Annotated in this window: 22 protein-coding genes; 15 read left to right on the plus strand and 7 right to left on the minus strand. The window is 63.3% G+C overall.

Annotated elements, in window-relative coordinates:
* Positions 1 to 21: 21 nt before the first annotated feature.
* From OGL93_RS06515 to rpmE, 3 genes are all read right to left on the minus strand, one after another.
* Positions 22 to 1,290, minus strand: coding sequence for a malic enzyme-like NAD(P)-binding protein (locus tag OGL93_RS06515; protein WP_263261631.1), 1,269 nt, complete (start codon positions 1,288 to 1,290; stop codon positions 22 to 24).
* An 88-nt stretch (positions 1,291 to 1,378) separates the two neighbouring features.
* A complete protein-coding gene (locus tag OGL93_RS06520; RefSeq protein WP_263261632.1) occupies positions 1,379 to 2,173 on the minus strand; it encodes a thermonuclease family protein in 795 nt (264 codons plus the stop codon).
* A 59-nt stretch (positions 2,174 to 2,232) separates the two neighbouring features.
* Entirely contained in the window at positions 2,233 to 2,454 is a 222-nt protein-coding gene (gene rpmE, locus OGL93_RS06525) for a 50S ribosomal protein L31 (protein WP_263261634.1), read from the minus strand.
* Positions 2,455 to 2,627: 173 nt separating this feature from the next.
* On the opposite strand from rpmE, the gene OGL93_RS06530 reads away from it, so the two are divergent.
* From OGL93_RS06530 to OGL93_RS06555, 6 genes are all read left to right on the plus strand, one after another.
* Complete coding sequence (locus tag OGL93_RS06530; protein WP_263261635.1) at positions 2,628 to 4,847, plus strand: primosomal protein N'; 2,220 nt, start codon at positions 2,628 to 2,630, stop codon at positions 4,845 to 4,847.
* 100 nt (positions 4,848 to 4,947) lie between these two features.
* Entirely contained in the window at positions 4,948 to 6,684 is a 1,737-nt protein-coding gene (gene argS, locus OGL93_RS06535) for an arginine--tRNA ligase (RefSeq protein ID WP_263261636.1), read from the plus strand.
* 1 nt (position 6,685) lies between these two features.
* A complete protein-coding gene (locus OGL93_RS06540) occupies positions 6,686 to 7,363 on the plus strand; it encodes an SPOR domain-containing protein (protein WP_263261637.1) in 678 nt (225 codons plus the stop codon).
* A gap of 171 nt (positions 7,364 to 7,534) precedes the next feature.
* On the plus strand, positions 7,535 to 8,065 hold the full coding sequence (gene hslV, locus OGL93_RS06545) for an ATP-dependent protease subunit HslV (protein ID WP_181110901.1): 531 nt from the start codon (positions 7,535 to 7,537) through the stop codon (positions 8,063 to 8,065).
* A gap of 22 nt (positions 8,066 to 8,087) precedes the next feature.
* The gene (hslU, locus tag OGL93_RS06550) at positions 8,088 to 9,425 is read left to right on the plus strand and encodes an ATP-dependent protease ATPase subunit HslU (RefSeq protein ID WP_263261639.1); all 1,338 of its coding nucleotides are present in this window, start codon (positions 8,088 to 8,090) and stop codon (positions 9,423 to 9,425) included.
* 66 nt (positions 9,426 to 9,491) lie between these two features.
* On the plus strand, positions 9,492 to 9,869 hold the full coding sequence (locus OGL93_RS06555) for a DUF971 domain-containing protein (RefSeq protein WP_263261641.1): 378 nt from the start codon (positions 9,492 to 9,494) through the stop codon (positions 9,867 to 9,869).
* A gap of 24 nt (positions 9,870 to 9,893) precedes the next feature.
* On the opposite strand, the gene OGL93_RS06560 is transcribed toward OGL93_RS06555, so the two are convergent.
* Both OGL93_RS06560 and OGL93_RS06565 read right to left on the minus strand, forming a co-directional pair.
* Positions 9,894 to 10,634: a phasin family protein gene (locus tag OGL93_RS06560; RefSeq protein WP_263261643.1), complete on the minus strand. Its 741-nt coding sequence runs from the start codon at positions 10,632 to 10,634 to the stop codon at positions 9,894 to 9,896.
* Positions 10,635 to 10,763: 129 nt separating this feature from the next.
* On the minus strand, positions 10,764 to 11,039 hold the full coding sequence (locus OGL93_RS06565; RefSeq protein WP_263261645.1) for a polyhydroxyalkanoic acid system family protein: 276 nt from the start codon (positions 11,037 to 11,039) through the stop codon (positions 10,764 to 10,766).
* A 123-nt stretch (positions 11,040 to 11,162) separates the two neighbouring features.
* Between OGL93_RS06565 and ubiE the strand changes: the two genes are divergently transcribed.
* Genes ubiE through OGL93_RS06610 form a run of 9 tightly spaced genes read left to right on the plus strand, consistent with a single transcriptional unit; the run spans position 11,163 to position 17,190 of the window.
* Positions 11,163 to 11,933 (plus strand): bifunctional demethylmenaquinone methyltransferase/2-methoxy-6-polyprenyl-1,4-benzoquinol methylase UbiE, encoded by a 771-nt coding sequence (ubiE, locus tag OGL93_RS06570; RefSeq protein ID WP_263261647.1) that lies wholly within the window; start codon positions 11,163 to 11,165, stop codon positions 11,931 to 11,933.
* Entirely contained in the window at positions 11,933 to 12,556 is a 624-nt protein-coding gene (locus OGL93_RS06575) for an SCP2 sterol-binding domain-containing protein (protein ID WP_263261648.1), read from the plus strand. Before ubiE ends, OGL93_RS06575 begins: the two co-directional genes overlap by 1 nt.
* Positions 12,553 to 14,163, plus strand: coding sequence for a ubiquinone biosynthesis regulatory protein kinase UbiB (gene ubiB, locus OGL93_RS06580; protein ID WP_263261649.1), 1,611 nt, complete (start codon positions 12,553 to 12,555; stop codon positions 14,161 to 14,163). The genes OGL93_RS06575 and ubiB overlap by 4 nt, the downstream gene beginning before the upstream one ends.
* Before the next feature lie 51 nt (positions 14,164 to 14,214).
* Entirely contained in the window at positions 14,215 to 14,613 is a 399-nt protein-coding gene (gene hisI / locus OGL93_RS06585) for a phosphoribosyl-AMP cyclohydrolase (protein ID WP_263261651.1), read from the plus strand.
* On the plus strand, positions 14,606 to 14,938 hold the full coding sequence (locus OGL93_RS06590; RefSeq protein ID WP_263261653.1) for a phosphoribosyl-ATP diphosphatase: 333 nt from the start codon (positions 14,606 to 14,608) through the stop codon (positions 14,936 to 14,938). The genes hisI and OGL93_RS06590 overlap by 8 nt, the downstream gene beginning before the upstream one ends.
* Positions 14,939 to 14,963: 25 nt before the next feature.
* Positions 14,964 to 15,233, plus strand: coding sequence for a twin-arginine translocase TatA/TatE family subunit (locus tag OGL93_RS06595; RefSeq protein ID WP_263261655.1), 270 nt, complete (start codon positions 14,964 to 14,966; stop codon positions 15,231 to 15,233).
* 3 nt (positions 15,234 to 15,236) lie between these two features.
* A complete protein-coding gene (tatB, locus tag OGL93_RS22230; protein WP_346659634.1) occupies positions 15,237 to 15,701 on the plus strand; it encodes a Sec-independent protein translocase protein TatB in 465 nt (154 codons plus the stop codon).
* Positions 15,698 to 16,486 carry a twin-arginine translocase subunit TatC gene (gene tatC, locus OGL93_RS06605; RefSeq protein WP_263261657.1) on the plus strand — a complete coding sequence of 263 codons (789 nt, stop codon included), beginning with the start codon at positions 15,698 to 15,700 and terminating at the stop codon, positions 16,484 to 16,486. Before tatB ends, tatC begins: the two co-directional genes overlap by 4 nt.
* Positions 16,483 to 17,190, plus strand: a complete 708-nt coding sequence (locus OGL93_RS06610) for a 16S rRNA (uracil(1498)-N(3))-methyltransferase (protein ID WP_263261658.1) — start codon at positions 16,483 to 16,485, stop codon at positions 17,188 to 17,190. Before tatC ends, OGL93_RS06610 begins: the two co-directional genes overlap by 4 nt.
* A gap of 62 nt (positions 17,191 to 17,252) precedes the next feature.
* Here OGL93_RS06610 and mdoH read toward each other — a convergent pair whose 3' ends face one another.
* Both mdoH and OGL93_RS06620 read right to left on the minus strand, forming a co-directional pair.
* Positions 17,253 to 19,820, minus strand: a complete 2,568-nt coding sequence (gene mdoH / locus OGL93_RS06615) for a glucans biosynthesis glucosyltransferase MdoH (RefSeq protein WP_263261659.1) — start codon at positions 19,818 to 19,820, stop codon at positions 17,253 to 17,255.
* Positions 19,813 to 21,552 (minus strand): glucan biosynthesis protein G, encoded by a 1,740-nt coding sequence (locus tag OGL93_RS06620; protein WP_346659635.1) that lies wholly within the window; start codon positions 21,550 to 21,552, stop codon positions 19,813 to 19,815. The genes mdoH and OGL93_RS06620 overlap by 8 nt, the downstream gene beginning before the upstream one ends.
* Positions 21,553 to 21,579 lie beyond the last annotated feature (27 nt).

Genomic DNA, 21,579 nt, shown 5'->3' on the forward strand with positions numbered 1-21,579 from the left:
CGGTTTTTTATTGCAGGCTAATCAACCCTTGAACACGTCGTCCACGCTCTTGAGCGGATAGTTGGACGGGTATGGCAGGGTTGCCACGCCGGACTTGATGGCCGCTTTGGCGACAGCGTCGCAGACCACGTCGATCAGGCGTACATCCAGCGGCTTTGGAATGATGTATTCGCGGCCGAAGCTCAGGCTTTCGACGTTATAGGCCTTGCACACTTCCTGGGGTACCGGCAGCTTGGCCAGGTCGCGCAGGGCATAGGCCGCGGCGATTTTCATGTCTTCGTTGATGCGCTTGGCGCGAACGTCCAAGGCACCGCGGAAGATGAATGGGAAGCCCAGCACGTTGTTCACTTGGTTGGGGTAATCCGAACGGCCGGTGGCCATGATCACGTCGTCGCGGGTCGCGTGAGCCAGCTCCGGGGAAATCTCCGGGTCCGGGTTGGAGCAGGCGAACACGATCGGGTTGGCCGCCATGCTCTTCAAGCCTTCAGGGCTCAGCAAGTTAGGGCCAGACAAACCAACGAACACATCGGCACCGTCCAGGGCATCAGCCAAGGTGCGCTTGTCGGTCTCGTGGGCGAACACAGCCTTGTACTGGTTGAGGTCGTCACGGCCAGCGTGGATCACGCCGACGCGGTCGATCATGAAGATGTTCTCGACCTTCGCGCCCATGCTGATCAGCAGCTTCATGCAGGAAATAGCTGCCGCGCCCGCGCCGAGGCATACGATCTTGGCCGCATCCAGCTGCTTGCCGGCGATTTCCAGCGCATTGAGCATGCCCGCGGCGGTCACGATGGCGGTGCCGTGCTGGTCGTCATGGAATACCGGGATATCGCACTGCTCGATCAGCGCCCGCTCGATCTCGAAGCACTCAGGTGCCTTGATGTCTTCCAGGTTGATGCCGCCGAAGGTGATGGAGATACGCTTGACGGTATCGATGAAGGCCTGCGGGCTTTCAGCGTCGACTTCGATGTCGAATACGTCCACGCCAGCGAAGCGCTTGAACAGAACGCCCTTGCCTTCCATCACTGGCTTGGAAGCCAAGGGGCCGAGATTACCCAGGCCGAGGATGGCGGTGCCGTCAGAGATCACTGCTACCAGGTTGCCCTTGCCCGTGTATTTGTAGGCGAGTTCGGCGTCACGGGCGATCTCGCGCACAGGCTCTGCAACACCCGGGCTGTAGGCCAGCGACAGGTCGCGAGCGGTAGCGGTCGCCTTGGTGAGTTCGACGCTCAATTTCCCCGGGCGGGGATGGGCATGGTATTCGAGAGCGGCAGTTTTCAAATCTGACATGATGGCGTTCCGCTTGACTGTTGAACTTTTCGGAGCGCCGAGGATACGCACAAAGGAAAGTCGCGACAAGACTACCCAGTCACCGCTGTCAAGGCTTTGAGCCTACGACTTTGGGCTCAGATGGCACCGTCACGAGCATCGCCGGATGCGTCAGCCGAAGTACCCAGCGAGCCCGGGCGGAACGGCGCGCCGACCGACGGCCGCGGTCCGTTATCCAGCCCCGCGCCTCGACTACCTGGCCCGGTAGCCCTTGTAGCAGGGCCAGGTCGAAGCGCTCGCTGTCGCGCTGCGCCACCTGCAGGGCTAAGCCGCCTTCGAGTTCGAGCCATAAGCCGCCACCGTTGCGCTCGACCTTCAGCACCCTGCCTTCCACTATCGCAAAGCCGCTGCGGTCGATCGCCGTCGAAGGGCGCGGGCTGAACCGTCGCCATACGCCAAGCCCGGCCCGCCGCGCAGTCAGTTCGGCGGCACCGTGGCATAGGCGCAGCGCGTCATTGGGTGGGACCACTACCTGATAGCCGAGGCCTTCTTCGAGCAGCCGCGCCTCGAGGTTGCGCCCATCGGGGCTATAAACGTTTGCCAGGGCGCGCCCGTAACGGTCACGAGGCTGTGCGCCAGGAAGGATCGCCACTTGGCCGCCAGCTTCATCGACCAAGGCGTGCAAGCGACGCCGGGCCGCCTCGGCGTAGGGCTCACTCGGGCGGCCCTTATCAGCCAATTCCGGCGCATTAAGGCCGATCAGCCGCACGCTGCGGCCATCGGCCAAGCGCAGGGTATCGCCGTCTATCACCCGTGCGACCTTGCTCAGCGCCACGCTGGGGGGCGACGGGCAGCCAGCCTGGGCGCTGCCGAGGTAAACCGTGGACAATAAAAAAGCGCCCACTAGGGGCGCCTTTCCGATCAGCCTGGATAAGCCGCGATGGCTCTCCAACGCAAAAACCCTTAGTTGGTTTTTGCGGCGCCGAACACGCCGAAGCGCTGCTTGAAGCGATCAACACGGCCGCCGGTATCCAGCATTTTTTGCTTGCCGGTGTAGAACGGGTGGCACTCGTTGCACACGTCCAGGCTCAGCGAGTGGCCCAGGGTAGAACGGGTTTTGATGACGTTACCGCAGCTGCAGGTAGCTTCGATAGCTTCGTATTTCGGATGAATTTCAGGCTTCATGGGTAATTCCTCTGTCGTCGCGCCGCCACCCGGCACCATTGCCGGATACCGCACGTACTGGGGCCCGGCATATTACCAGAGCCGCCGCGCGACGCAAGCGCAGCCGTCTACCGATGGTCGTTGCCAGATGTTAGGCTTCCCGGCCTGCATTGCCTTCCGCCGTGGAACCCACCGTGCCCGACGTCATCTTGCGCCTCGCCTTGCCCTCGCCCCTGCGCCGCCTGTTCGATTACCGCGCGCCGGCGGGCATACAAGTGGCAGCGCTACAGCCAGGCATGCGCCTGCGGGTGCCTTTTGGCCGACGCGAAATCATCGGCGTGCTGGTGGAGGTCACCGACCGCAGCGACCTGCCCAAGGAAAAGCTCAAGGCCGCCATTGCCCTGCTCGATGAGGCTTCCCCCATCCCCCCGGGCATGTTCAACCTGTGCCTGTGGACGGCTCAGTATTATCAGCACAGCCTGGGGGACACCTTGGCCTGGGCGTTACCGAGCCTATTGCGCCAGGGGGAGCCGGCCGAGGCCCGCCAGGAACGCTTCTGGAGCGTCACCGCCGGCGCCCGTAGCGATGACCCTCGGCTAGCCCGAGCGCCACGCCAGCGCGACGCTTTCATGGCACTGGCGCAGCATCCTCATGGCGTAGCGCACACCCTGCTGGCACGCCTGGGCCTGACCAAAGACTCCCTAGACGCCTTGCTGGCCAAGGGGCTGGCGAGCGTGGAAGTGCGGGGCCATGCGCCAGCCAAGCGCCACGCCCACTGGCTGGCGCAACCGGAGCTGCCGCTCAACCCTGAACAACGCAGCGCCTTCGAAGCGGTCAAGGCCGGCTTCGGGCACTTCCATGCGTTCCTGCTGGCGGGCGTGACCGGCAGTGGCAAGACCGAGGTTTACCTGCAACTGATCCATCAAGCCTTGGAAGCGGGCAAGCAGGCGTTGGTGCTCATCCCGGAGATCAACCTGGGCCCGCAGACCCTGCTGCGCTTCGAGCAGCGTTTCAATGCACGCATCGCGCTGGTGCATTCGGCGGTCAATGATCGCGACCGCCTGGACGCCTGGCTTGCCGCGCGCGACGGCGACGCGGACATCATCATCGGTACCCGCTCGGCGCTGTTCACCCCCATGCGCAACCCTGGGCTGATCATCGTCGACGAAGAACACGACAGCTCTTATAAACAGCAGGAAGGCTTGCGCTACCACGCTCGGGACCTGGCGATTGTGCGTGCCCGCCAGGACAACATCCCGGTGGTGCTGGGTTCTGCCACGCCTTCGCTGGAAAGCCTGCATAACGCCCACAGTGGCCGCTACGGGCTGCTGCGCATGGAGCAACGCGCCGGGGGCGCCTTCCCGCCCCGCTACCTGCGCCTGGATGTAAAAAGCCGGCCACTGGACAGCGGCCTCAGCCCGCCGCTGCAGCAGGCTATTAGCCAGGTGCTCGCTCAGGGTCAGCAGGTACTGGTGTTCCTCAACCGGCGCGGTTATGCGCCCACGCTGCTTTGCCATGACTGCGGCTGGCTGTCTGAGTGCCCCCGCTGTGATGCGCGCATGACCGTACACCTGCGCTCCGGCGAGCTGCGTTGCCATCACTGCGGTTACGCTGCGCCGCGTCCCCGGCAGTGCCCGGCGTGCCAATCGGTGGACCTGCGCCCCGTGGGCGCGGGCACCGAACGCGCCGAGGACCGCCTGAAAACCCTGTTCCCTGACGTGCCGGTATGGCGGGTGGATCGGGACAGCACTTCACGCAAGGATGCGATGGCGCAGTTGTTCACCCGGGTGCAACGCGGGGAGCCGTGCATCCTGGTGGGCACGCAGATGTTGGCCAAGGGGCATCACTTCCCGCGGGTAACCCTGGTGGCGATCCTGGACGCCGACGGCGGGCTGTTTTCAGCGGATTTTCGCGCTGCCGAGCGTATGGCGCAGCTCATCGTGCAGGTTGCCGGCCGCGCCGGCCGGGCGGAAGAGCCTGGGCGCACCATCATCCAGAGCCACATGGCTGACCACCCGCTGCTGGTGCAACTCACCGAGGAAGGCTATCCGGCCTTCGCCACGCAAGCGTTGAGCGAACGCCGTGCTGCCGGCCTGCCGCCCTTCAGCCACCTGGCGTTGCTGCGCGCCGAGGCGCACAAACCCGGCCAGGCCGAGGCCTTCCTGGAACAGGCGTGCGTGGAGGCCGAGCGCCTGCGCGACACCCTGCAAGTGCTTGGGGTGGAATTGCTGGGGCCGGTGCCGGCGCCCATGGAGCGCCGCGCCGGCCGATACCGCGCCCAACTGCTGTTGCAGGCCAATGCCCGCGCACCGCTGCACCGTTTGCTCAGTTTGTGGGTGCTGCAGCTGGAACAGCTTCCTGGAGGCCGGCAGGTCCGCTGGGCACTGGACGTAGACCCCATCGACCTCTATTGAGTGGCCGCGAAGGTTGGCAAGGCCGGCCCATGAACGGATAATGCCCAGTTTTTCCACCCGCGCATCATGCGCCGCCGCCCTCGCGGCACACGAGACGATCATGAAAGACACCATTCGCCTGCTGATCCAACACGCCCTCACCCGCCTCATGGAAGACGGCGTGCTGCCCGCGGGCCTGACCCCGGCGATCCAGGTCGAAAACACCCGGGACAAGACCCACGGGGACTTCGCCAGCAACATTGCGATGATGCTGGCCAAGCCCGCCGGCATGAAACCGCGCGACCTGGCGGAAAAGATCATCGCCGCGCTGCCCACCGATGCGCAGGTGAGCAAGGCTGAAATCGCCGGCCCCGGCTTTATCAACTTCTTCCAGAACACCCAGGCCCTCGCCAGCCGCCTGGACGCCGCCCTGGCCGACCGCAAGCTCGGCGTGCGCAAGGCCAGCCCCGCGCAGCGGGTAGTGGTGGACCTCTCCGCGCCCAACCTGGCCAAGGAAATGCACGTTGGCCACCTGCGCTCGACCATCATCGGCGACGCGGTGGCCAACGTGCTGGAGTACCTCGGTGACACGGTGATCCGCCAGAACCACGTGGGCGACTGGGGCACCCAGTTCGGCATGTTGCTGGCCTACCTGGAAGAAAACCCGGCGGACAGCGACCAGCTTTCAGACCTGGAGAACTTCTACCGCGCTGCGAAGAAACGCTTCGATGAGTCCGAAGCCTTCGCCGAGCACGCCCGTAGCCTGGTGGTCAAGTTGCAAGCCGGCGATCCGGACTGCCTCACGCTGTGGAAGCGCTTCAACGAGATATCGCTGTCGCACTGCCAGAAGACCTACGAACGCCTGAACGTGCGGCTCACGCCTAACGATGTAATGGGCGAGAGCGCCTATAACGACGACCTGCCCAGTGTGGTCGCCGACCTGCGTGCCAAGGGCCTGCTGGTTGAAAGCGAGGGCGCCCAATGCGTATTCCTCGAAGAGTTCAAGAACGCCGAGGGCAACCCGCTACCGGTGATCGTGCAGAAGGCAGGCGGCGGTTACCTTTATGCCACCACCGACTTGGCTGCCGTGCGCTATCGCAGCAATGTGCTCAAGGCCGACCGTGCCCTGTATTTCGTCGACCAGCGGCAGGCCCTGCACTTCCAGCAGGTGTTCGAGGTGGCACGGCGCGCAGGTTTCATCACCAATGGCATGAGCCCCGAGCACATGGGCTTCGGCACCATGAACGGCGCCGATGGCCGGCCCTTCAAAACCCGCGACGGCGGCACCGTCAAGCTGATCGACCTGCTCGACGAAGCCGAGCAACGAGCCTATGCCCTGGTGAAGGAAAAGAACCCTGAGCTGGAAGAAAGCCGCCTGCGCGACATCGCCCGGGTGGTCGGCATAGGCGCCGTGAAATACGCAGACCTGTCCAAGCACCGCACCAGCGACTACAGCTTCAATTTCGAGCTGATGCTCAATTTCGAAGGCAACACCGCTCCGTACCTGTTGTACGCCTATACACGGGTCGCCGGGGTGTTCCGCAAACGTGGCCTGGGGTTTGGCGAAGCCCAGGGCGAGATCGTGCTGCAAGCCGCGCATGAGCAAGATCTCGCCGCTCGCCTGGCGCAGTTTGGAGAAACCCTTAACACCGTGGCGGAAAAGGGCACTCCGCATGTGCTGTGCGCCTACCTGTACGACGTTGCCGGGTTGTTCTCGAGCTTCTATGAAAACTGCCCGATCCTTGGCGCCGATACCCCTGAACAGCAACAAAGCCGGCTGCGGCTGGCGGCCCTGACCGGCCTGACCCTCAAGCAGGGCCTGGAACTGCTGGGCCTGGAAACTCTGGAGCGTATGTAAGTTGGCGGCGAAAAAACCTGCACCCAAGCGTGGCGCCAGCCGCAACCAAGCCCCCGCGAAGAAACCCGTCCCTGGCTGGCTGTGGCTGGCTATCGGGCTGTCCGTTGGCGCCTTCATCGTATTCCTGATGAAGCTCGAGCCGGGGCGCAACGACGTCAAGCGGGTCAAGCCAGAGGAACAAAAGGCTGCGAAGGTCGCCGAGGCGGAGAAAACCCCGCCTAGCCCGGAAAAGATCAAGCCCAAGTACGACTTTTACACCTTGCTGCCGGAGTCCGAAGTGATAGTGCCGCCCGATGCGGTACCGGAGAAAACCCCACCCGTGCCGGCACAACCGGTGACCCCCGCGGAAGCTGCGAAGATCGACACCGCCCGCGCCCAGGCCGCATTGTCGGGCCAGGTCCCGCCACCGCCACCGCCGGTAGTCAAGCCTGCGGCGACCACCCAGTACTACCTGCAAGCCGGTTCGTTCCGCAAGCAGACGGATGCCGACAAGGTCCGTGCGCAGATCATCCTGCTCGGCCAGGCCGTGCAAGTGGAGTCTGGCATGGTGAAGGACGAAACCTGGTACCGCGTGTTGGTCGGCCCGTTCAGCAACCGCGAGCAGTTAACCTCGGCGCAGAAAATGCTCGCCGGCAGCGGTTTCAACAACCTGCTGCTGCAACAGCGGCAGACGCGGTAAATCTGCGATCCATTCCCGGGCTCCGCCCGATCCCGCAGGGTCGATCCGACCGTTACCCTGCAGGACCGGGCAGAGCCTGGGAATGACGCCAACCCCGGTTGAAATCCTTCCACCCCATCCCCACATCAGTCTGCATTGGGCAGTTTCGCCCCGCAGCGTGAGGACGTTCCCTTGACCACCATCGTTTCAGTCCGCCGCCATGGCAAAGTCGTCATGGGCGGGGATGGCCAGGTTTCCCTCGGCAACACCGTGATGAAAGGCAACGCCAAGAAAGTCCGCCGCCTCTACCACGGGCAAGTGATCGCCGGCTTCGCCGGTGCCACCGCCGATGCCTTTACCCTCTTCGAACGCTTCGAGGCCCAACTTGAGAAACACCAGGGTCACTTGGTGCGCGCTGCCGTCGAACTGGCCAAGGACTGGCGTACGGATCGCTCCCTGAGCCGTCTCGAGGCCATGCTGGCGGTAGCCAACAAGGACGCCTCGTTGATCATCACCGGCAACGGCGATGTGGTCGAGCCTGAAGATGGCCTCATCGCCATGGGTTCCGGCGGCGCCTTCGCCCAGGCCGCAGCCCGCGCGCTGCTGAACAAGACCGATCTGTCGGCACGGGAAATCGCCGAGTCCGCGCTCAACATCGCCGCGGACATCTGCGTCTTCACCAATCATCACCTGACCATCGAGGAGCAGGACCTCGCGCAGTGACATGCCCGAGGCCGCTAACGCCATGTCCATGACCCCCCGCGAGATCGTCCACGAACTCAACCGCCATATCATCGGCCAGGACGATGCCAAGCGCGCCGTCGCTATCGCCCTGCGCAACCGTTGGCGCCGCATGCAGCTGCCCGCAGAGCTGCGCGTTGAAGTCACCCCCAAGAACATCCTGATGATCGGCCCAACGGGCGTGGGCAAGACCGAAATCGCCCGGCGCCTGGCGAAGCTCGCCAATGCGCCCTTTATCAAGGTCGAAGCTACCAAGTTCACCGAAGTGGGTTACGTAGGCCGCGACGTGGAGTCGATCATCCGGGATCTGGCCGACGCGGCGATCAAGCTGCTGCGCGAGCAGGAGATGGTCAAGGTTCGCCACCGCGCCGAGGACGCCGCGGAAGATCGCATCCTGGATGCACTGCTGCCGCCAGCGCGGGTAGGCTTCAACGAAGACCCCTCCCCGAGCAACGATTCGAATACCCGCCAGCTGTTCCGCAAGCGCCTGCGTGAAGGCCAGCTCGACGACAAGGAAATCGAGATCGAAGTGGCCGAGGCCGTGGGTGTCGACATCTCCGCTCCGCCGGGCATGGAGGAGATGACCAACCAGCTGCAAAGCCTCTTCGCCAACATGGGCAAGGGCCGGCGCAAGGCGCGCAAGCTCAAGGTCAAGGAAGCGCTCAAGCTGGTGCGCGACGAAGAAGCCGGGCGACTGGTCAACGAGGAAGAACTCAAGGCCCAGGCGCTCGAAGCGGTCGAGCAACACGGCATCGTCTTCATCGATGAGATCGACAAGGTGGCCAAGCGCGGCAATGTCGGCGGCGCCGACGTTTCCCGCGAGGGCGTACAACGTGACCTGCTGCCGCTGATCGAAGGCTGCACCGTGAACACCAAGCTGGGCATGGTCAAGACCGACCATATCCTGTTCATTGCCTCGGGCGCCTTCCACTTGAGCAAGCCCAGCGACCTGGTCCCTGAGTTGCAAGGCCGCTTGCCGATCCGGGTGGAGCTCAAGGCACTGACGCCGGGCGACTTCGAACGCATCCTGAGCGAGCCGCACGCCTCCCTGACCGAGCAATACCGCGAGTTGCTCAAGACCGAAGGGCTGGAAATCGAGTTCCTCGCCGACGGCATCAAGCGCTTGGCGGAGATTGCCTGGCAGGTGAACGAAAAGACCGAAAACATTGGCGCACGCCGCTTGCATACCTTGCTCGAGCGGCTGCTCGAAGAGGTGTCTTTCAGCGCTGGCGACCTTGCCGGATCACAGAACGGCGAGGCGATACGTATCGACGCGGCCTATGTGAACAGCCATCTGGGCGAGCTGGCCGAAAACGAAGACCTGTCGCGCTATATTCTGTAGCTGCACAACAGCTGTCATCGCGGGCCCTTCGGGGCCCTTCTCGTTTAACTTCGCAGGCTGCCCTCCATGCCCAAAATCCCCAGCGCGATCAACCTGCACAAGGCCTCGAAAACCCTCACCCTGGCCTACGGCCCGGGCGAGGTCTATGCGCTGTCGGCGGAGTTCTTGCGGGTGCATTCACCTTCTGCCGAGGTACAAGGCCACGGTAACCCCGTGCTCCAGCACGGCAAGCTCAAGGTAGGGCTGGTTGGCCTGGAGCCTGCCGGCCAGTATGCGCTCAAGCTCACCTTCGACGACGGCCATGACAGCGGGCTGTACACGTGGGATTACCTCTACGAATTGGCCACCCGTCATGACGCGCTCTGGCAGGAGTACCTGAACACCCTGAACGCCGCTGGTAAATCCCGCGACCCTCTGGAAGCCGTGGTGAAATTCATCCCTTAGCCCGCTACCTGGCCCTGCATGCCTTCAAGCCTGGGATGACGGTTCCGGGGTCGCGGCTGCCGTAGGGCTGCTCGCCGCCGCTTTGCGTGCCCGGGGCTTTTTCTCCGTGGGAGCCGCCTTAACTTTGCTAGAAGCCTCGGCGGCGCTCTTGCCCGCAACCTTGGCTGATGCAGGCTTGGCTGCCGTAGGTTTGGCGATCGCCGACTTGGCCGTGGCCTTGCCGGGCACGCTAGCGCTGGCCTTGGCCGTAACGGGTTTGGCGGAACTGGCGGTGGGCGAGGCTGCGCGGCGGGTAGCGCTGGCCAATGGCTTGGCCGCGGCCTGCGGTGGAGCCTGTAGCGAAGCCTGGGGCTGAGGCGCTGCCGTACCAGTCAGGCGCTCCAGCTCCCGCATCAGCACATCGACCTTATCGTGCAGTGCCGCCACTTCATTACGGCTGGGTACGCCCAAGCGGGAGATCGCACTGTTGAGGCGCTGATCGAAGGCCTCCTCGAGTTCGCCCCATTTACCCAGTGCCTTTTCCTTGAGGCCGCCCGCTTTTGGTCGCGCGACAGCCTTCACGGTATTGACCTGCTTGTCTATCTCCCCCTTGGCCTGTTTTTCAGCCCTCTCGCCCTCTTTGACCAGGCTGTCGAACAACTTGCCGCCGTCGGCCGCTGTCTTGGCATAGGCCCCAAGGCCAGCCAGCCAGATCTGACGGGAATACTTCTCGATGCCGCCCGCCCAGGAAGCGGTTTCTTTTTCTACCTTTTTCTTGCTTGCCATGACGCGTTCCTCGTTGCCCGCGGGCGGCATATTCCACCAGCTACTGCCATTGGTCGAATTTGACGGGCATTTGTTCCGCAAGGTGGGGCGATTCGCGGGGCTTCGGCCCACCTACGATGGCTTAAGCCGTCACGCCAGGGCTTTGTCCAGCGCCCGGTCGATTTCCGACTCGATCATCCCGCTCATCATCGACAGCATCATTCCCAGCTTCAGCTCGACCACCACGTTGTCTTCGCCCACCGCCACCTGCCCGGTGATGCCGCTGCGCTTGAGGTCGACGACGTCGCCGTTCCACTCGGCGGTCATGTCATATTTGCTCACCAGTTTATCCACCAGACGCTCGGCCTTCTCTTTGGCGACCTGCTTGCCCAACTGGTGCTTGCGTTCTACCCGGATATTGCTCATCGAAGACCCCGATCGCTGAAAAATGGCCGGTATATTAACGCGGATCGCGCCCTGTTCCATACGCCAAGACAAACGCTACTCGTGCCTATTAGAATGGCCGGTAATTTTCCTGGTGACAGCGATATGACCGATCAGCGCAAAGGCAACGATGCCGAACCTACCACTCACTTCGGCTACCAGAATGTCCCTGAAAGCCAGAAGGCGAAAAAGGTCGCAGAGGTATTCCACTCGGTCGCGGCCAAGTACGACGTAATGAATGACCTGCTGTCCGGCGGCATGCATCGGCTGTGGAAACGCTTCACCATCGAGTTGTCTGGCGTGCGCATGGGCAACCGGGTGCTTGATATTGCCGGCGGCACCGGCGACCTGACCCGTAAATTCTCCCAGTTGGTAGGCCCGTCCGGTGAAGTGGTGCTGGCAGACATCAACGCCTCGATGCTCAAGGTTGGCCGCGATCGCCTGCTGGACCTGGGTGTGGCTAGCAACGTGCAGTTCGTTCAGGCGGATGCGGAAAAACTGCCCTTCCCCGACAACCATTTCGACTGCGTGACCATCGCTTTCGGGCTGCGTAACGTGACCCACAAGGAAGACGCCCTGCGCTCGATGCTGCGCGTGCTCAAGCCGGGCGGCCGGCTGCTGGTGCTGGAGTTCTCCAAGCCCACCAGCAAGGTGATGTCCAAGGCTTACGACGCCTATTCGTTCGCGTTCATGCCGCTGATGGGCAAACTCATCGCCGGCGACTCGGAGAGCTATCGCTACCTGGCCGAATCCATCCGCATGCATCCCGACCAAGAGATGCTCAAGGCCATGATGGTCGACGCAGGCTTCGACCGCGTGACCTATCACAACATGACCTCCGGCATCGTCGCGTTGCACCGGGGCATCAAGCCCTGATGTTCAGCGACAGCCTGCTTGCCGCAGCGGAGGGTGGGCTCAATGCCGCCCTGCGCCTGGACAGCACTGCCTTGCCGAGGCTGGCGAAGCAGGCCGGGCAGGTGATCCTGGTCGATTGCCCGCAACCTCGGCAACAGCTGTATATCGTTTTAGGCCCCGCGGGGATCACCCTCGCCCGGCGCTGGGAAGCGCCTGCCACCTGCACCTTGCGCGCGCCGTTGGGCACCTTGGCGCAACTGGCATTGCGCAAAGACAAGACCCGGGTGCTACACGCCCCTGAAGTGACCCTGAGCGGGGACAGCGCGGCGCTGATGGAGCTCGCCGCGGTGTTGCAGAACCTGGAGCTGGATTGGGAATATGAAGTTTCCCGCTGGCTCGGGCCGGTTCCGACGGCGCTGCTTGGGGGCCATCTGCGCCTGCGCACGCGCTGGGCCAAGCGCGGCGGCGAGCGGCTGCTCAACACCGTTGCGGATTACTTGAACGAAGAAACCCGAACCCTGGTCGGAAAGGCAGAAGCCGAGGCGCGCCTGCGCGAGCTCGATCAGCTCAAGCTCGACACCGACCGCCTGCAGGCGCGCCTCGACCGCCTGCTCCGAACCCTTGAAGCCAGCGATAACGCATGAAGCTGCTCGCCGCCGTACGTCGTTTGTTCCGCATCCTGCGCGTTGCCATCCGTTTCCGCCTCGATGATCTCATCCTCGCGCTGCCGTTGCCCTGGTGGTTGCGCGCACTGCGCTACGGCATGCCATGGCGCTGGCTCCCGCGCAGCAACCGCCACCTCAGCCGCGGCGCCTGCCTGCGCCTGGCGCTGCAGGACCTGGGGCCGATTTTCATCAAGTTCGGCCAGTTGCTGTCCACACGCCGAGACCTGCTGCCCGAAGACATCGCCGATGAGTTGATGCTCCTGCAAGACCGGGTCCCCCCGTTCGACCCACAGCAATCCATGCAACTGATCGAATCCCAGCTGGGCGCGAAGATTACCAGCGTGTTCAGCCGCTTCGACGTCGAGCCCATGGCCTCCGCGTCCGTCGCCCAGGTGCATGCGGCGCGGCTGAAAACCGGTGAAGAAGTCGTGGTCAAGGTGGTGCGCCCCGGCTTGCGGCCGATCATCAGCCAGGACATCGCCTGGCTGTTCATCCTGGCCCGCAGTGCCGAGCGGCTGTCCGCCGATGCGCGCCTGCTGCACCCGGTCGACGTGGTGGCCGATTATGAGAAAACCATCTACGACGAGCTCGACCTGTTGCGCGAGGCGGCCAACGCCAGCCAACTGCGCCGCAACTTCGAAGACTCTTCCCTGCTCTACGTGCCACAGATCTACTGGGACTGGTGCCGCCCCAAAGTGCTGGTGATGGAACGCATCCATGGTGTTCAGGTGAACGACATGGCAACCCTGGCCGACCAGCGCACCGATATGAAATTGCTGGCCGAGCGTGGCGTAGAAATCTTCTTTACCCAAGTGTTTCGCGACAGCTTCTTCCATGCGGACATGCATCCGGGAAATATCTTCGTCAGCACGGTCTCGCCGTGGAACCCGAGCTATATCGCTATCGACTGTGGCATCGTCGGCAGCCTGACCCCTGAAGATCAGGATTACCTCGCGCGCAACCTCTTTGCTTTCTTCAAGCGTGACTACCGCCGGGTGGCGCAGCTGCATATCGATTCTGGTTGGGTGCCGGCGGAAACCAAGCTCAACGAATTCGAGGCGGCCATCCGCACCGTGTGCGAACCGATCTTCGAAAAGCCGCTCAAGGATATTTCCTTTGGTCAGGTGCTGATGCGCCTGTTCCAGACCGCAAGGCGGTTCAATATGGAGGTGCAGCCGCAGTTGGTGCTGCTGCAAAAAACCCTTCTCAATATCGAAGGCCTGGGCCGCCAGCTGTACCCAGATCTGGACCTGTGGGCGACTGCGCAGCCATTCCTGGAGCGATGGATGCGCGAACGCATGAGCCCGCGCACCGTGTTGCGCAATGTACAGGCGCAGGTTGAGCAATTGCCGCACCTGGCCAACATGACCCGCGACCTGCTTGAGCGCATGTCCCAGCCACACCGCAAGGACCCGCCACCGCCTTGGCGAAACCACACCGATCAAGCCGGCCTGCGGCTGGTTGGCGGCCTCCTGCTGGCCGGCGGGGCCTTCATGGCGGCCACCGCTGGCGCGGTAAACAGCCTGGAAGGCTGGCCGGCCTGGCTGATGCTGGTGTGCGGGGTGTACCTGGTGGTGCGCCGATAGCCAGTCAACGGCGAGGCTGGCACACTAGATGAACCTGCAGTGGAGCAAACGATGGAAGACTGGCTGGACGAGATCAACTGGAACAGCGATGGCCTGGTACCGGCCATCGCCCAGGATCACCGAACCGGGCGGATACTGATGATGGCCTGGATGAACCGCGAATCCCTGGCCCTGACCGCTCAGGAAAACCGCGCCATCTACTGGTCGCGCTCACGTGGCCGGCTGTGGCGCAAGGGTGAGGAGTCTGGCCACGTGCAGAAGGTTCACGAACTGCGCCTGGACTGCGACGCCGACGTGGTCGTGCTAGCTGTCGAGCAGCTCGGCGGCATCGCCTGTCATACCGGCCGCGAAAGCTGCTTCTACCGGGTGTTCGAAAACGGCGCCTGGAAGACCGTCGAGCCGGTGCTCAAGGATCCCGCCGCCATTTATCAGGGGCACAACCATGAATGACACCCTCGCCCGCGTGGCGGAGGTCCTCGAAGCCCGCAAGGGCGCCTCGGCGGACAGCTCCTACGTGGCCAGCCTTTATCACAAGGGCTTGAACAAGATTCTCGAAAAAGTCGGCGAAGAGTCCGTAGAGACTATCCTCGCTGCCAAGGACGCCGAACGCAGTGGCGATTGCAGCGATGTCATCTACGAAACCGCAGATTTGTGGTTCCATAGCCTGGTAATGCTCGCGGCGCTCGGCCAACACCCGCAAGCCGTACTGGACGAGCTCGACCGCCGCTTCGGGCTGTCGGGGCATGCGGAAAAAGCGGCTCGCCAGCCGTCCTGAACCTTATTCTTTCACGGAGCTGCCCATGGGTATCTTTGACTGGAAACACTGGATCGTCATTCTCATCGTGGTCGTGCTGGTGTTCGGCACCAAGAAGCTGAAGAACCTCGGCACCGATGTGGGCGAGTCCATCAAGGGCTTCCGCAAGGCCATGAGCGACGAAGAAAAGCCCACCGAGCCTCCACAGCCGGTGCATCCGCAGGCCACTTCGCCGATTACCCCGCCGCCGACCACCTTCGAAGGCCAGCACCAGAGGGTCGAAGACCCCGTGCGCAAAGACGCGACCCGGGACTGACCCGTGTTCGGGATCAGTTTCAGCGAATTGCTGCTAGTTGGCTTGGTGGCGCTGCTGGTGCTTGGGCCGGAGCGCCTGCCCGGCGCGGCGCGAACCGCCGGGCTGTGGGTTGGCCGGCTAAAGCGCAGCTTCAACTCCATCAAGACCGAGATCGAGCGGGAATTGGGCGCGGATGAAATCCGCCGCCAGCTGCATAACGAGCACATCCTCTCGCTCGAGCAAGAAGCGCGCAAACTGGTCGACCCCCACGGCGGGCAGGCGCAGCCCTCGATCCATCCGCCTACTCCGCCGGTGCAACCTGCCCAACCAAACCCGGCTAGCGTTGAGCGTCCTGGCGCTCACTCGATGGCCCACGGCGAGCAGGCCAACGACCACGCGCCACAGGTGCCAACGGCCCGGCCGGCTGTCGAGCCCGAACCCGCGGGCCCTGCACCGCGCCCGCCCCAGGACCCTACCTCAGCACCATGAGTGAAATACCCGAAGACGACCAGCCGATGCCGCTGGTTTCGCACCTGACCGAGCTGCGCACCCGCCTGCTGCGCTGTGTTGCGGTGATTTTCCTGGTGTTCGCAGGGCTGTTCTCCTTCGCCCAGCAGATTTACACCCTGGTGTCCGCGCCGCTGCGGGCGTACCTGCCGCCAGGCGCGACCATGATCGCCACCGACGTGGCCTCGCCGTTCCTCACGCCCTTCAAGCTGACGATGACCGTATCGCTGTTCCTGGCGATCCCGGTAATCCTGCACCAGGTCTGGGGGTTCGTTGCGCCCGGGCTGTACCGTCACGAGAAACGCGTTGCCATTCCACTGCTGGTGTCGAGCATCCTGCTGTTCTACGCCGGCATGGCGTTCGCTTACTTCGTGGTGTTCCCGCTGATGTTCAAGTTCTTCGCGGCGGCGACCCCCGATGGGGTGACCATGGCAACAGACATCGCCAGCTACCTTGATTTCGTGATGACCTTGTTCTTTGCCTTTGGGGTCGCCTTTGAGATTCCCGTGGCGGTGGTGCTGCTGGTATGGATCGGCGTGGTGGAAGTCAAGGCGCTGAGAAAGGCCCGCCCCTATGTGGTCATCGCCTGCTTCGTAGTGGGCATGATCCTGACCCCGCCCGATATTTTTTCGCAGACCCTGCTTGCGGTGCCGATGTGGCTGCTCTTTGAAGTAGGCGTGCTGTTCGGCGCCCTGGTGCGTAAACGCAGCGACGAAGCGACTGCCGAGGCCGATCACGACGACCAGCCTCCAGCGACCCGCCTGTGAACCTGCTGTTGCTCGAAGCCGCGGACTTCGTCGGCGAAGGTCAGGTTCAACTCAGCGGCCGGCGCCTGACCCACTTGCACGAAGTGCATCGCGCCGAAGTCGGCGACACCTTGAGGGTCGGCTACGTCGACGGCTTGGTCGGCGAGGGGCATATCGAGGCCCTGAGCCGCGAACATGCGCAACTTCGGGTGACCTTTGACCGACCTCCTCCGGCCAAGCTACCGCTCACCCTGGTGCTGGCACTGCCACGCCCGAAAATGCTCCGTCGGGTGTTCCAGACCGTCGCCACCCTTGGCGTACCGCGGCTGATTCTGGTCAACAGCTATCGGGTCGAGAAGAGCTTCTGGCAGAGCCCGTTCCTGCAACCCGAGGCCATCCGTGAGCAACTGGTACTGGGGCTGGAGCAAGCTCGGGATACGGTGCTCCCCGAGGTCATCATCGAGAAGCGCTTCAAGCCATTCGTGGAAGACCGCCTTGGCGCGCTCGCAGAGGGCACGCGGGGGTTGGTTGCTCATCCAGGGGACTTCCCCGCCTGCCCACGCGCGGTTGCCGAACCGGTGACCCTGGCGATCGGCCCAGAAGGCGGGTGGATTCCTTACGAAGTGGAACTGCTCAAGCTGGCGGGCCTTGCGCCCGTGCAGATGGGTGAACGCATTTTGCGGGTGGAAACCGCCGTCACGGCGTTGGTTTCAAGGTTGTTCTAAAGCCCCGGTTCGCACGCCTTGCCCGCTCCTACGTGTTGTAGGAGCGGGCAAGGCGTGTGCTGTCAGGCGTTGGCCAGCGTACCGCCAGCCAAAGGCTGCAAAGGCAGCGCTGGCGCATGCGGATCGGCCGCAACCGAAGCTCGCCATGCTGCCAACCAGGCTTCACTGCGCGATTCCCACACTTCCTGATGCAGGCGCGCCAAGGCTACCGGATCGCTTAGCAGGTACAGGCGGGCGTTGCTATCCAGAGCACTGGGCCCTCCTGCCAATGCCTTGCCCACCATCGAGTCGCGCATGGCTTCAACCGGCGCCGCCTGGCCATGGCGCGACGTCGCCAGCGCACAGGCCAAGGCATTCTGGCGTGGATCGACCACCGCCCGAACAAAGCCTTCGCGCAGGGCGTGCCAGCGGTTCTCGTGGGTGTAGGCGTCGGTGGAAATCAGTTCCTGCGGCGTATCGTATTCCTCAGGAATCAAGAACAGCCGTTCATCCTTGGCGCGCAGGCCCAGGTTGGTGCGGCTGGAAATCACTGACACCGGGATCGACAACATCAGCGACACCACGATCGGCGCCAGCCACCACAAGAAGCTGGGGTTGAGCGAGGCTACGATCAGGGACCAGAACACCCCTAGCAGGGTTTGCGGGCCATGGCGACGCACCGCTTCGCTCCACGGAGTGGAGTCATCGTCACGCTGCGGGGAGTTCCAGGTCGCTGCCCAGCCAAGGAATGCGGCCAGAACGAAGCGGGTGTGGAAGATCATCCGCACGGGCGCCAGCAGCATGGAGAAGAGCATTTCCATCAGCATCGACAAGGTAACGCGGATGCGACCGCCGTATTCCTTCGCGCCCTTGGCCCAGATCAGGATGATGCTCAGCAGCTTGGGCAGGAACAGCAACACCACCGTGGTCGAGAACAATGCGATGGCTTTGTCTGGATGCCATTGCGGCCACAGCGGATACAACTGCCGGGGCTCCAGGAAGTAGGTCGGCTCCATCAGGGTATTGACCGCAAGCAACGCGGTGGACAACACCAGGAAGAAGAACCACAAGGGCGCGGACAGGTAAGACATCACCCCGGTGAGGAACACCGCCCGGTGAACCGGATGCATGCCCTTGACCAGGAACAGCCGGAAGTTCATCAGGTTGCCGTGGCACCAACGGCGGTCCCGCTTGAGCTCGTCGAGCAGGTTCGGCGGGAGCTCTTCGTAGCTTCCGGGCAGGTCGTAGGCAATCCACACGCCCCAGCCGGCTCGCCGCATCAACGCCGCCTCCACGAAGTCGTGGGAGAGGATGGCACCCGCGAAGGCCCCCTTGCCGGGCAGCGGCGCCAAGGCGCAGTGCTCGATAAAAGGCTTCATCCGGATGATCGCGTTATGGCCCCAATAATGGGATTCGCCCAACTGCCAGAAGTGCAGGCCGGCGGTGAACAGCGGCCCATATACGCGCGTGGCGAATTGCTGCATGCGCGCATACAGGGTGTCCATGCCGGACGCCTTGGGCGCGGTCTGGATGATCCCTGCGTCCGGGGTCGCTTCCATCAAGCGAACCAGGGACGTGAGGCATTCGCCACTCATCACGCTGTCGGCGTCGAGCACTACCATGTAGCGGTAGTCGCTGCCCCAGCGACGGCAAAAGTCGTCCAGGTTGCCGCTCTTACGCTTCACGCGGCGGCGCCGGCGACGGTAGAAGATTTTGCCGAAACCTTTGGTTTCCTGACACACATCCAGCCAGGCCTGCTGTTCAGCTACCGCGATATCCGTGTTGTAGGTATCGCTGAGGATGAAGAAGTCGAAGCGATCCAGATCCCCGGTGGCCGCGACGGACTCAAAGGTCGCGCGCAAGCCGGCGAACACCCGCGGCACGTCTTCGTTGCATATCGGCATGACCAGGGCGGTACGGGCGCCGGGCTCGATGGGCTCGTTTCCAGCACTGGCACCGGAAATCCGGTACTTGTCATGCCCGGTGAGCAGCTCGAGGAACCCCATCAAGGCAGTCCAGAAACCCGCCGACACCCAGCAGAACAGTATTCCGAAGAGGATGAGGATGGTCGTTTGCAATGCATACGGCAGGACCTGCTGCGCGGTTTGCAGCAACGGCTGGTGCGAGACCTCCTCGAGATCGACCATGCCCCAGCCTTGATACGGCAGGATGCCCTTCATGTAGTAACCGGCGACGATGGTCTGCCCAATCATCAACAGCAACAGAATGTAGCGGCGGATCGAGCCGACCGTGCGCCAGCGCGCCTTGGGCAGGTCCCGCCGGTCATCCTTGGGCTGAGGCGGAGTGCCCCGGCCATGCAGGCGGTTCCAGATGCGCCCCAGGATGTTGGTTTTCCAAGGCTCGGGCACCATCTTCGTGCGGCGGATCGGCGGCGTCGCCTTCAGGCGCACACGCCCCGCGGCATCGACGCCTAGCATCTCGTGCGCTTCAAGCTCCGCGGCGGAGGTGAAGGTCAGGCGCGGCCCCACGGTGGCCTGGGCCCCCTCCCCGGCCAGGTCGGCCGGAGAAAGGCGCTGGTGCAGCTCGGCGAAAGAGCCGCTCTGCGCAAGTTCCGCGCGCTGCTCCTCGCTCAGAGGCAGGTGTGCCAGATACTCGTGGAGCGTCTCTGGTCGTTCGGCTGGCTTACTCATCGGCAGGCAACTGGTAGCTCCAGGTTTCAGTCAACACTTCTTCAGTTTTGACCGGTTCAGCAGGCTCGGCGGGTGCCGCAGGGGTGGCTGCAGGTTCAGCGGCAGGGGCGACCTTGTCATGCTTGCCACCTTTTTTGTGGCCATGGGACGGTTCCTCTGCCTTGGCTTCCACAACAGGCTTGGGCGGGTCGACCGGCAGGATGTCTTGCACCAGCGCCGCGCGCATTTCCACCGGCTTGCTACCGTCCTTCACCTTAATCCGCAAGGTCAGGCGCCAGCCCTGGGTTTCCGGGTTATAGCGCACGCTGTTTTCGACCAGGTCGGCGTTGTCGCCCACGCTTACCTGGCTGCGGACGCCAGCATCATCGAGCAGCGACTTGAGCTTGGGCCCTTCGAAATCAATGAGGAACGCCAGGCTGCCGTCGGGCTGACGGACCAGGTTGGCCTGCTTCACGTCGCCGATCGAACGCAGGGTCTGCTTGACCCAGGCGATGTCTGGCGAGTGCAGCTCGGCCTCGTCCATGGTCCAGTGAATGCGGTAATTATGCTCGAGAGGCTCACCTGGCTCCGGCATTTTCTCCGGGCTCCAGAACGCAACGATGTTGTCGTTGGTTTCATCGGCGGTCGGGATCTCCACCAGGTCTACGGTGCCCTTGCCCCAATCCCCGCGTGGCTCTACCCAGGCGCTCGGGCGACGGTCGTAACGGTCGTCGAGGTCTTCGAAGCGGTCAAATTCGCGGCCGCGCTGCAACAGGCCAAAGCCTTGTGGGTTTTCCACGGTGAAGCTGCTGACAGCCAGGTGCTTGGGGTTATTGAGGGGGCGCCAGATCCATTCGCCGTTGCCGGCGTGGATCGACAGGCCGTTGGAATCGTGCAGCTCGCGGCGGTAGTTGAGCGAGCGAGACGGCTGGTTGGCGCCGAACAGGAACATGCTGGTCAGCGGCGCCACGCCAAGGCGGCTAACGTGGTCACGCATGAACACGCGGGACTGAACGTCTACCACACTGTCGGTGCCGGGGCGCAGCACCAGGCGGTAGGCACCGGTGGAGCGCGGCGAATCGAGCAACGCGTAGATGATCAGCTGTTTGTCTTGTGGGTCGGGCTTTTCGATCCAGAACTCGGTGAAGCGCGGGAATTCTTCGCCGGAAGGCAAGGCGGTATCGATGGCCAGGCCACGGGCGGACAAGCCGTAGTTCTGGCCTTTGCCCAGCACCCGGAAATAGCTGGCGCCCAAGAGGGTCATGACTTCGTCCTGCTTGTCCGCCTTGTTCAGCGGATAGAGCACACGGAAGCCCGCCCAGCCGAGGTTCTCGGTGGTCTTGGGATCGAACTGCAGGTCACCGTACTCGAAGCGGGAGGCGTCGTACTTGATTTCCTCGACCGAGGTAGCGGTGACTTCGTTGATCTTCACCGGCACGTCGAAGTGCATGCCCTGGTGATAGAAGGAAAGCTTGAACGGGGTTTTGTCGTCAGCCCACTCGACCTTGTCGGCGCGGAACTGGATCTTTTGGTAGTCCGCGAACTTCATGTCACGGAACAGCGGTGGCAGGTTACTTTTTGGCGCTTCGTATTTCTGCGCGGCAAGGTCTTTGGCCTTGGCGGTAACGTCGTCCAGGCTGAACGCCCACAGTTGCCCAGCGCCAAGCAGGCAGAACAGCGCGGAACTCGCCATCAGCGCCTGGCGAAAGCGTTTGCCGGTTGTTCTTGGTGTGTTACACGGACTAACAATCACGAGCTACCCTCGCCGAAAAACAGATCA

It is taken from the genome of Pseudomonas sp. RIT-PI-S (assembly GCF_025642975.1).
Lineage (GTDB): Bacteria > Pseudomonadota > Gammaproteobacteria > Pseudomonadales > Pseudomonadaceae > Aquipseudomonas.

Coding starts and splice junctions, on each gene's coding strand:
- hslU (WP_263261639.1), top strand. CDS start 8,088: ATGTCCATGACCCCCCGCGAGATCGTCCACGAACTCAACCGCCATATC.
- OGL93_RS06590 (WP_263261653.1), top strand. CDS start 14,606: ATGAATGACACCCTCGCCCGCGTGGCGGAGGTCCTCGAAGCCCGCAAG.
- OGL93_RS06555 (WP_263261641.1), top strand. CDS start 9,492: ATGCCCAAAATCCCCAGCGCGATCAACCTGCACAAGGCCTCGAAAACC.
- OGL93_RS06565 (WP_263261645.1), bottom strand. CDS start 11,039: ATGAGCAATATCCGGGTAGAACGCAAGCACCAGTTGGGCAAGCAGGTC.
- OGL93_RS06575 (WP_263261648.1), top strand. CDS start 11,933: ATGTTCAGCGACAGCCTGCTTGCCGCAGCGGAGGGTGGGCTCAATGCC.
- OGL93_RS06515 (WP_263261631.1), bottom strand. CDS start 1,290: ATGTCAGATTTGAAAACTGCCGCTCTCGAATACCATGCCCATCCCCGC.
- tatC (WP_263261657.1), top strand. CDS start 15,698: ATGAGTGAAATACCCGAAGACGACCAGCCGATGCCGCTGGTTTCGCAC.
- argS (WP_263261636.1), top strand. CDS start 4,948: ATGAAAGACACCATTCGCCTGCTGATCCAACACGCCCTCACCCGCCTC.
- ubiE (WP_263261647.1), top strand. CDS start 11,163: ATGACCGATCAGCGCAAAGGCAACGATGCCGAACCTACCACTCACTTC.
- hisI (WP_263261651.1), top strand. CDS start 14,215: ATGGAAGACTGGCTGGACGAGATCAACTGGAACAGCGATGGCCTGGTA.
- OGL93_RS06560 (WP_263261643.1), bottom strand. CDS start 10,634: ATGGCAAGCAAGAAAAAGGTAGAAAAAGAAACCGCTTCCTGGGCGGGC.
- ubiB (WP_263261649.1), top strand. CDS start 12,553: ATGAAGCTGCTCGCCGCCGTACGTCGTTTGTTCCGCATCCTGCGCGTT.
- rpmE (WP_263261634.1), bottom strand. CDS start 2,454: ATGAAGCCTGAAATTCATCCGAAATACGAAGCTATCGAAGCTACCTGC.
- mdoH (WP_263261659.1), bottom strand. CDS start 19,820: ATGAGTAAGCCAGCCGAACGACCAGAGACGCTCCACGAGTATCTGGCA.
- OGL93_RS06595 (WP_263261655.1), top strand. CDS start 14,964: ATGGGTATCTTTGACTGGAAACACTGGATCGTCATTCTCATCGTGGTC.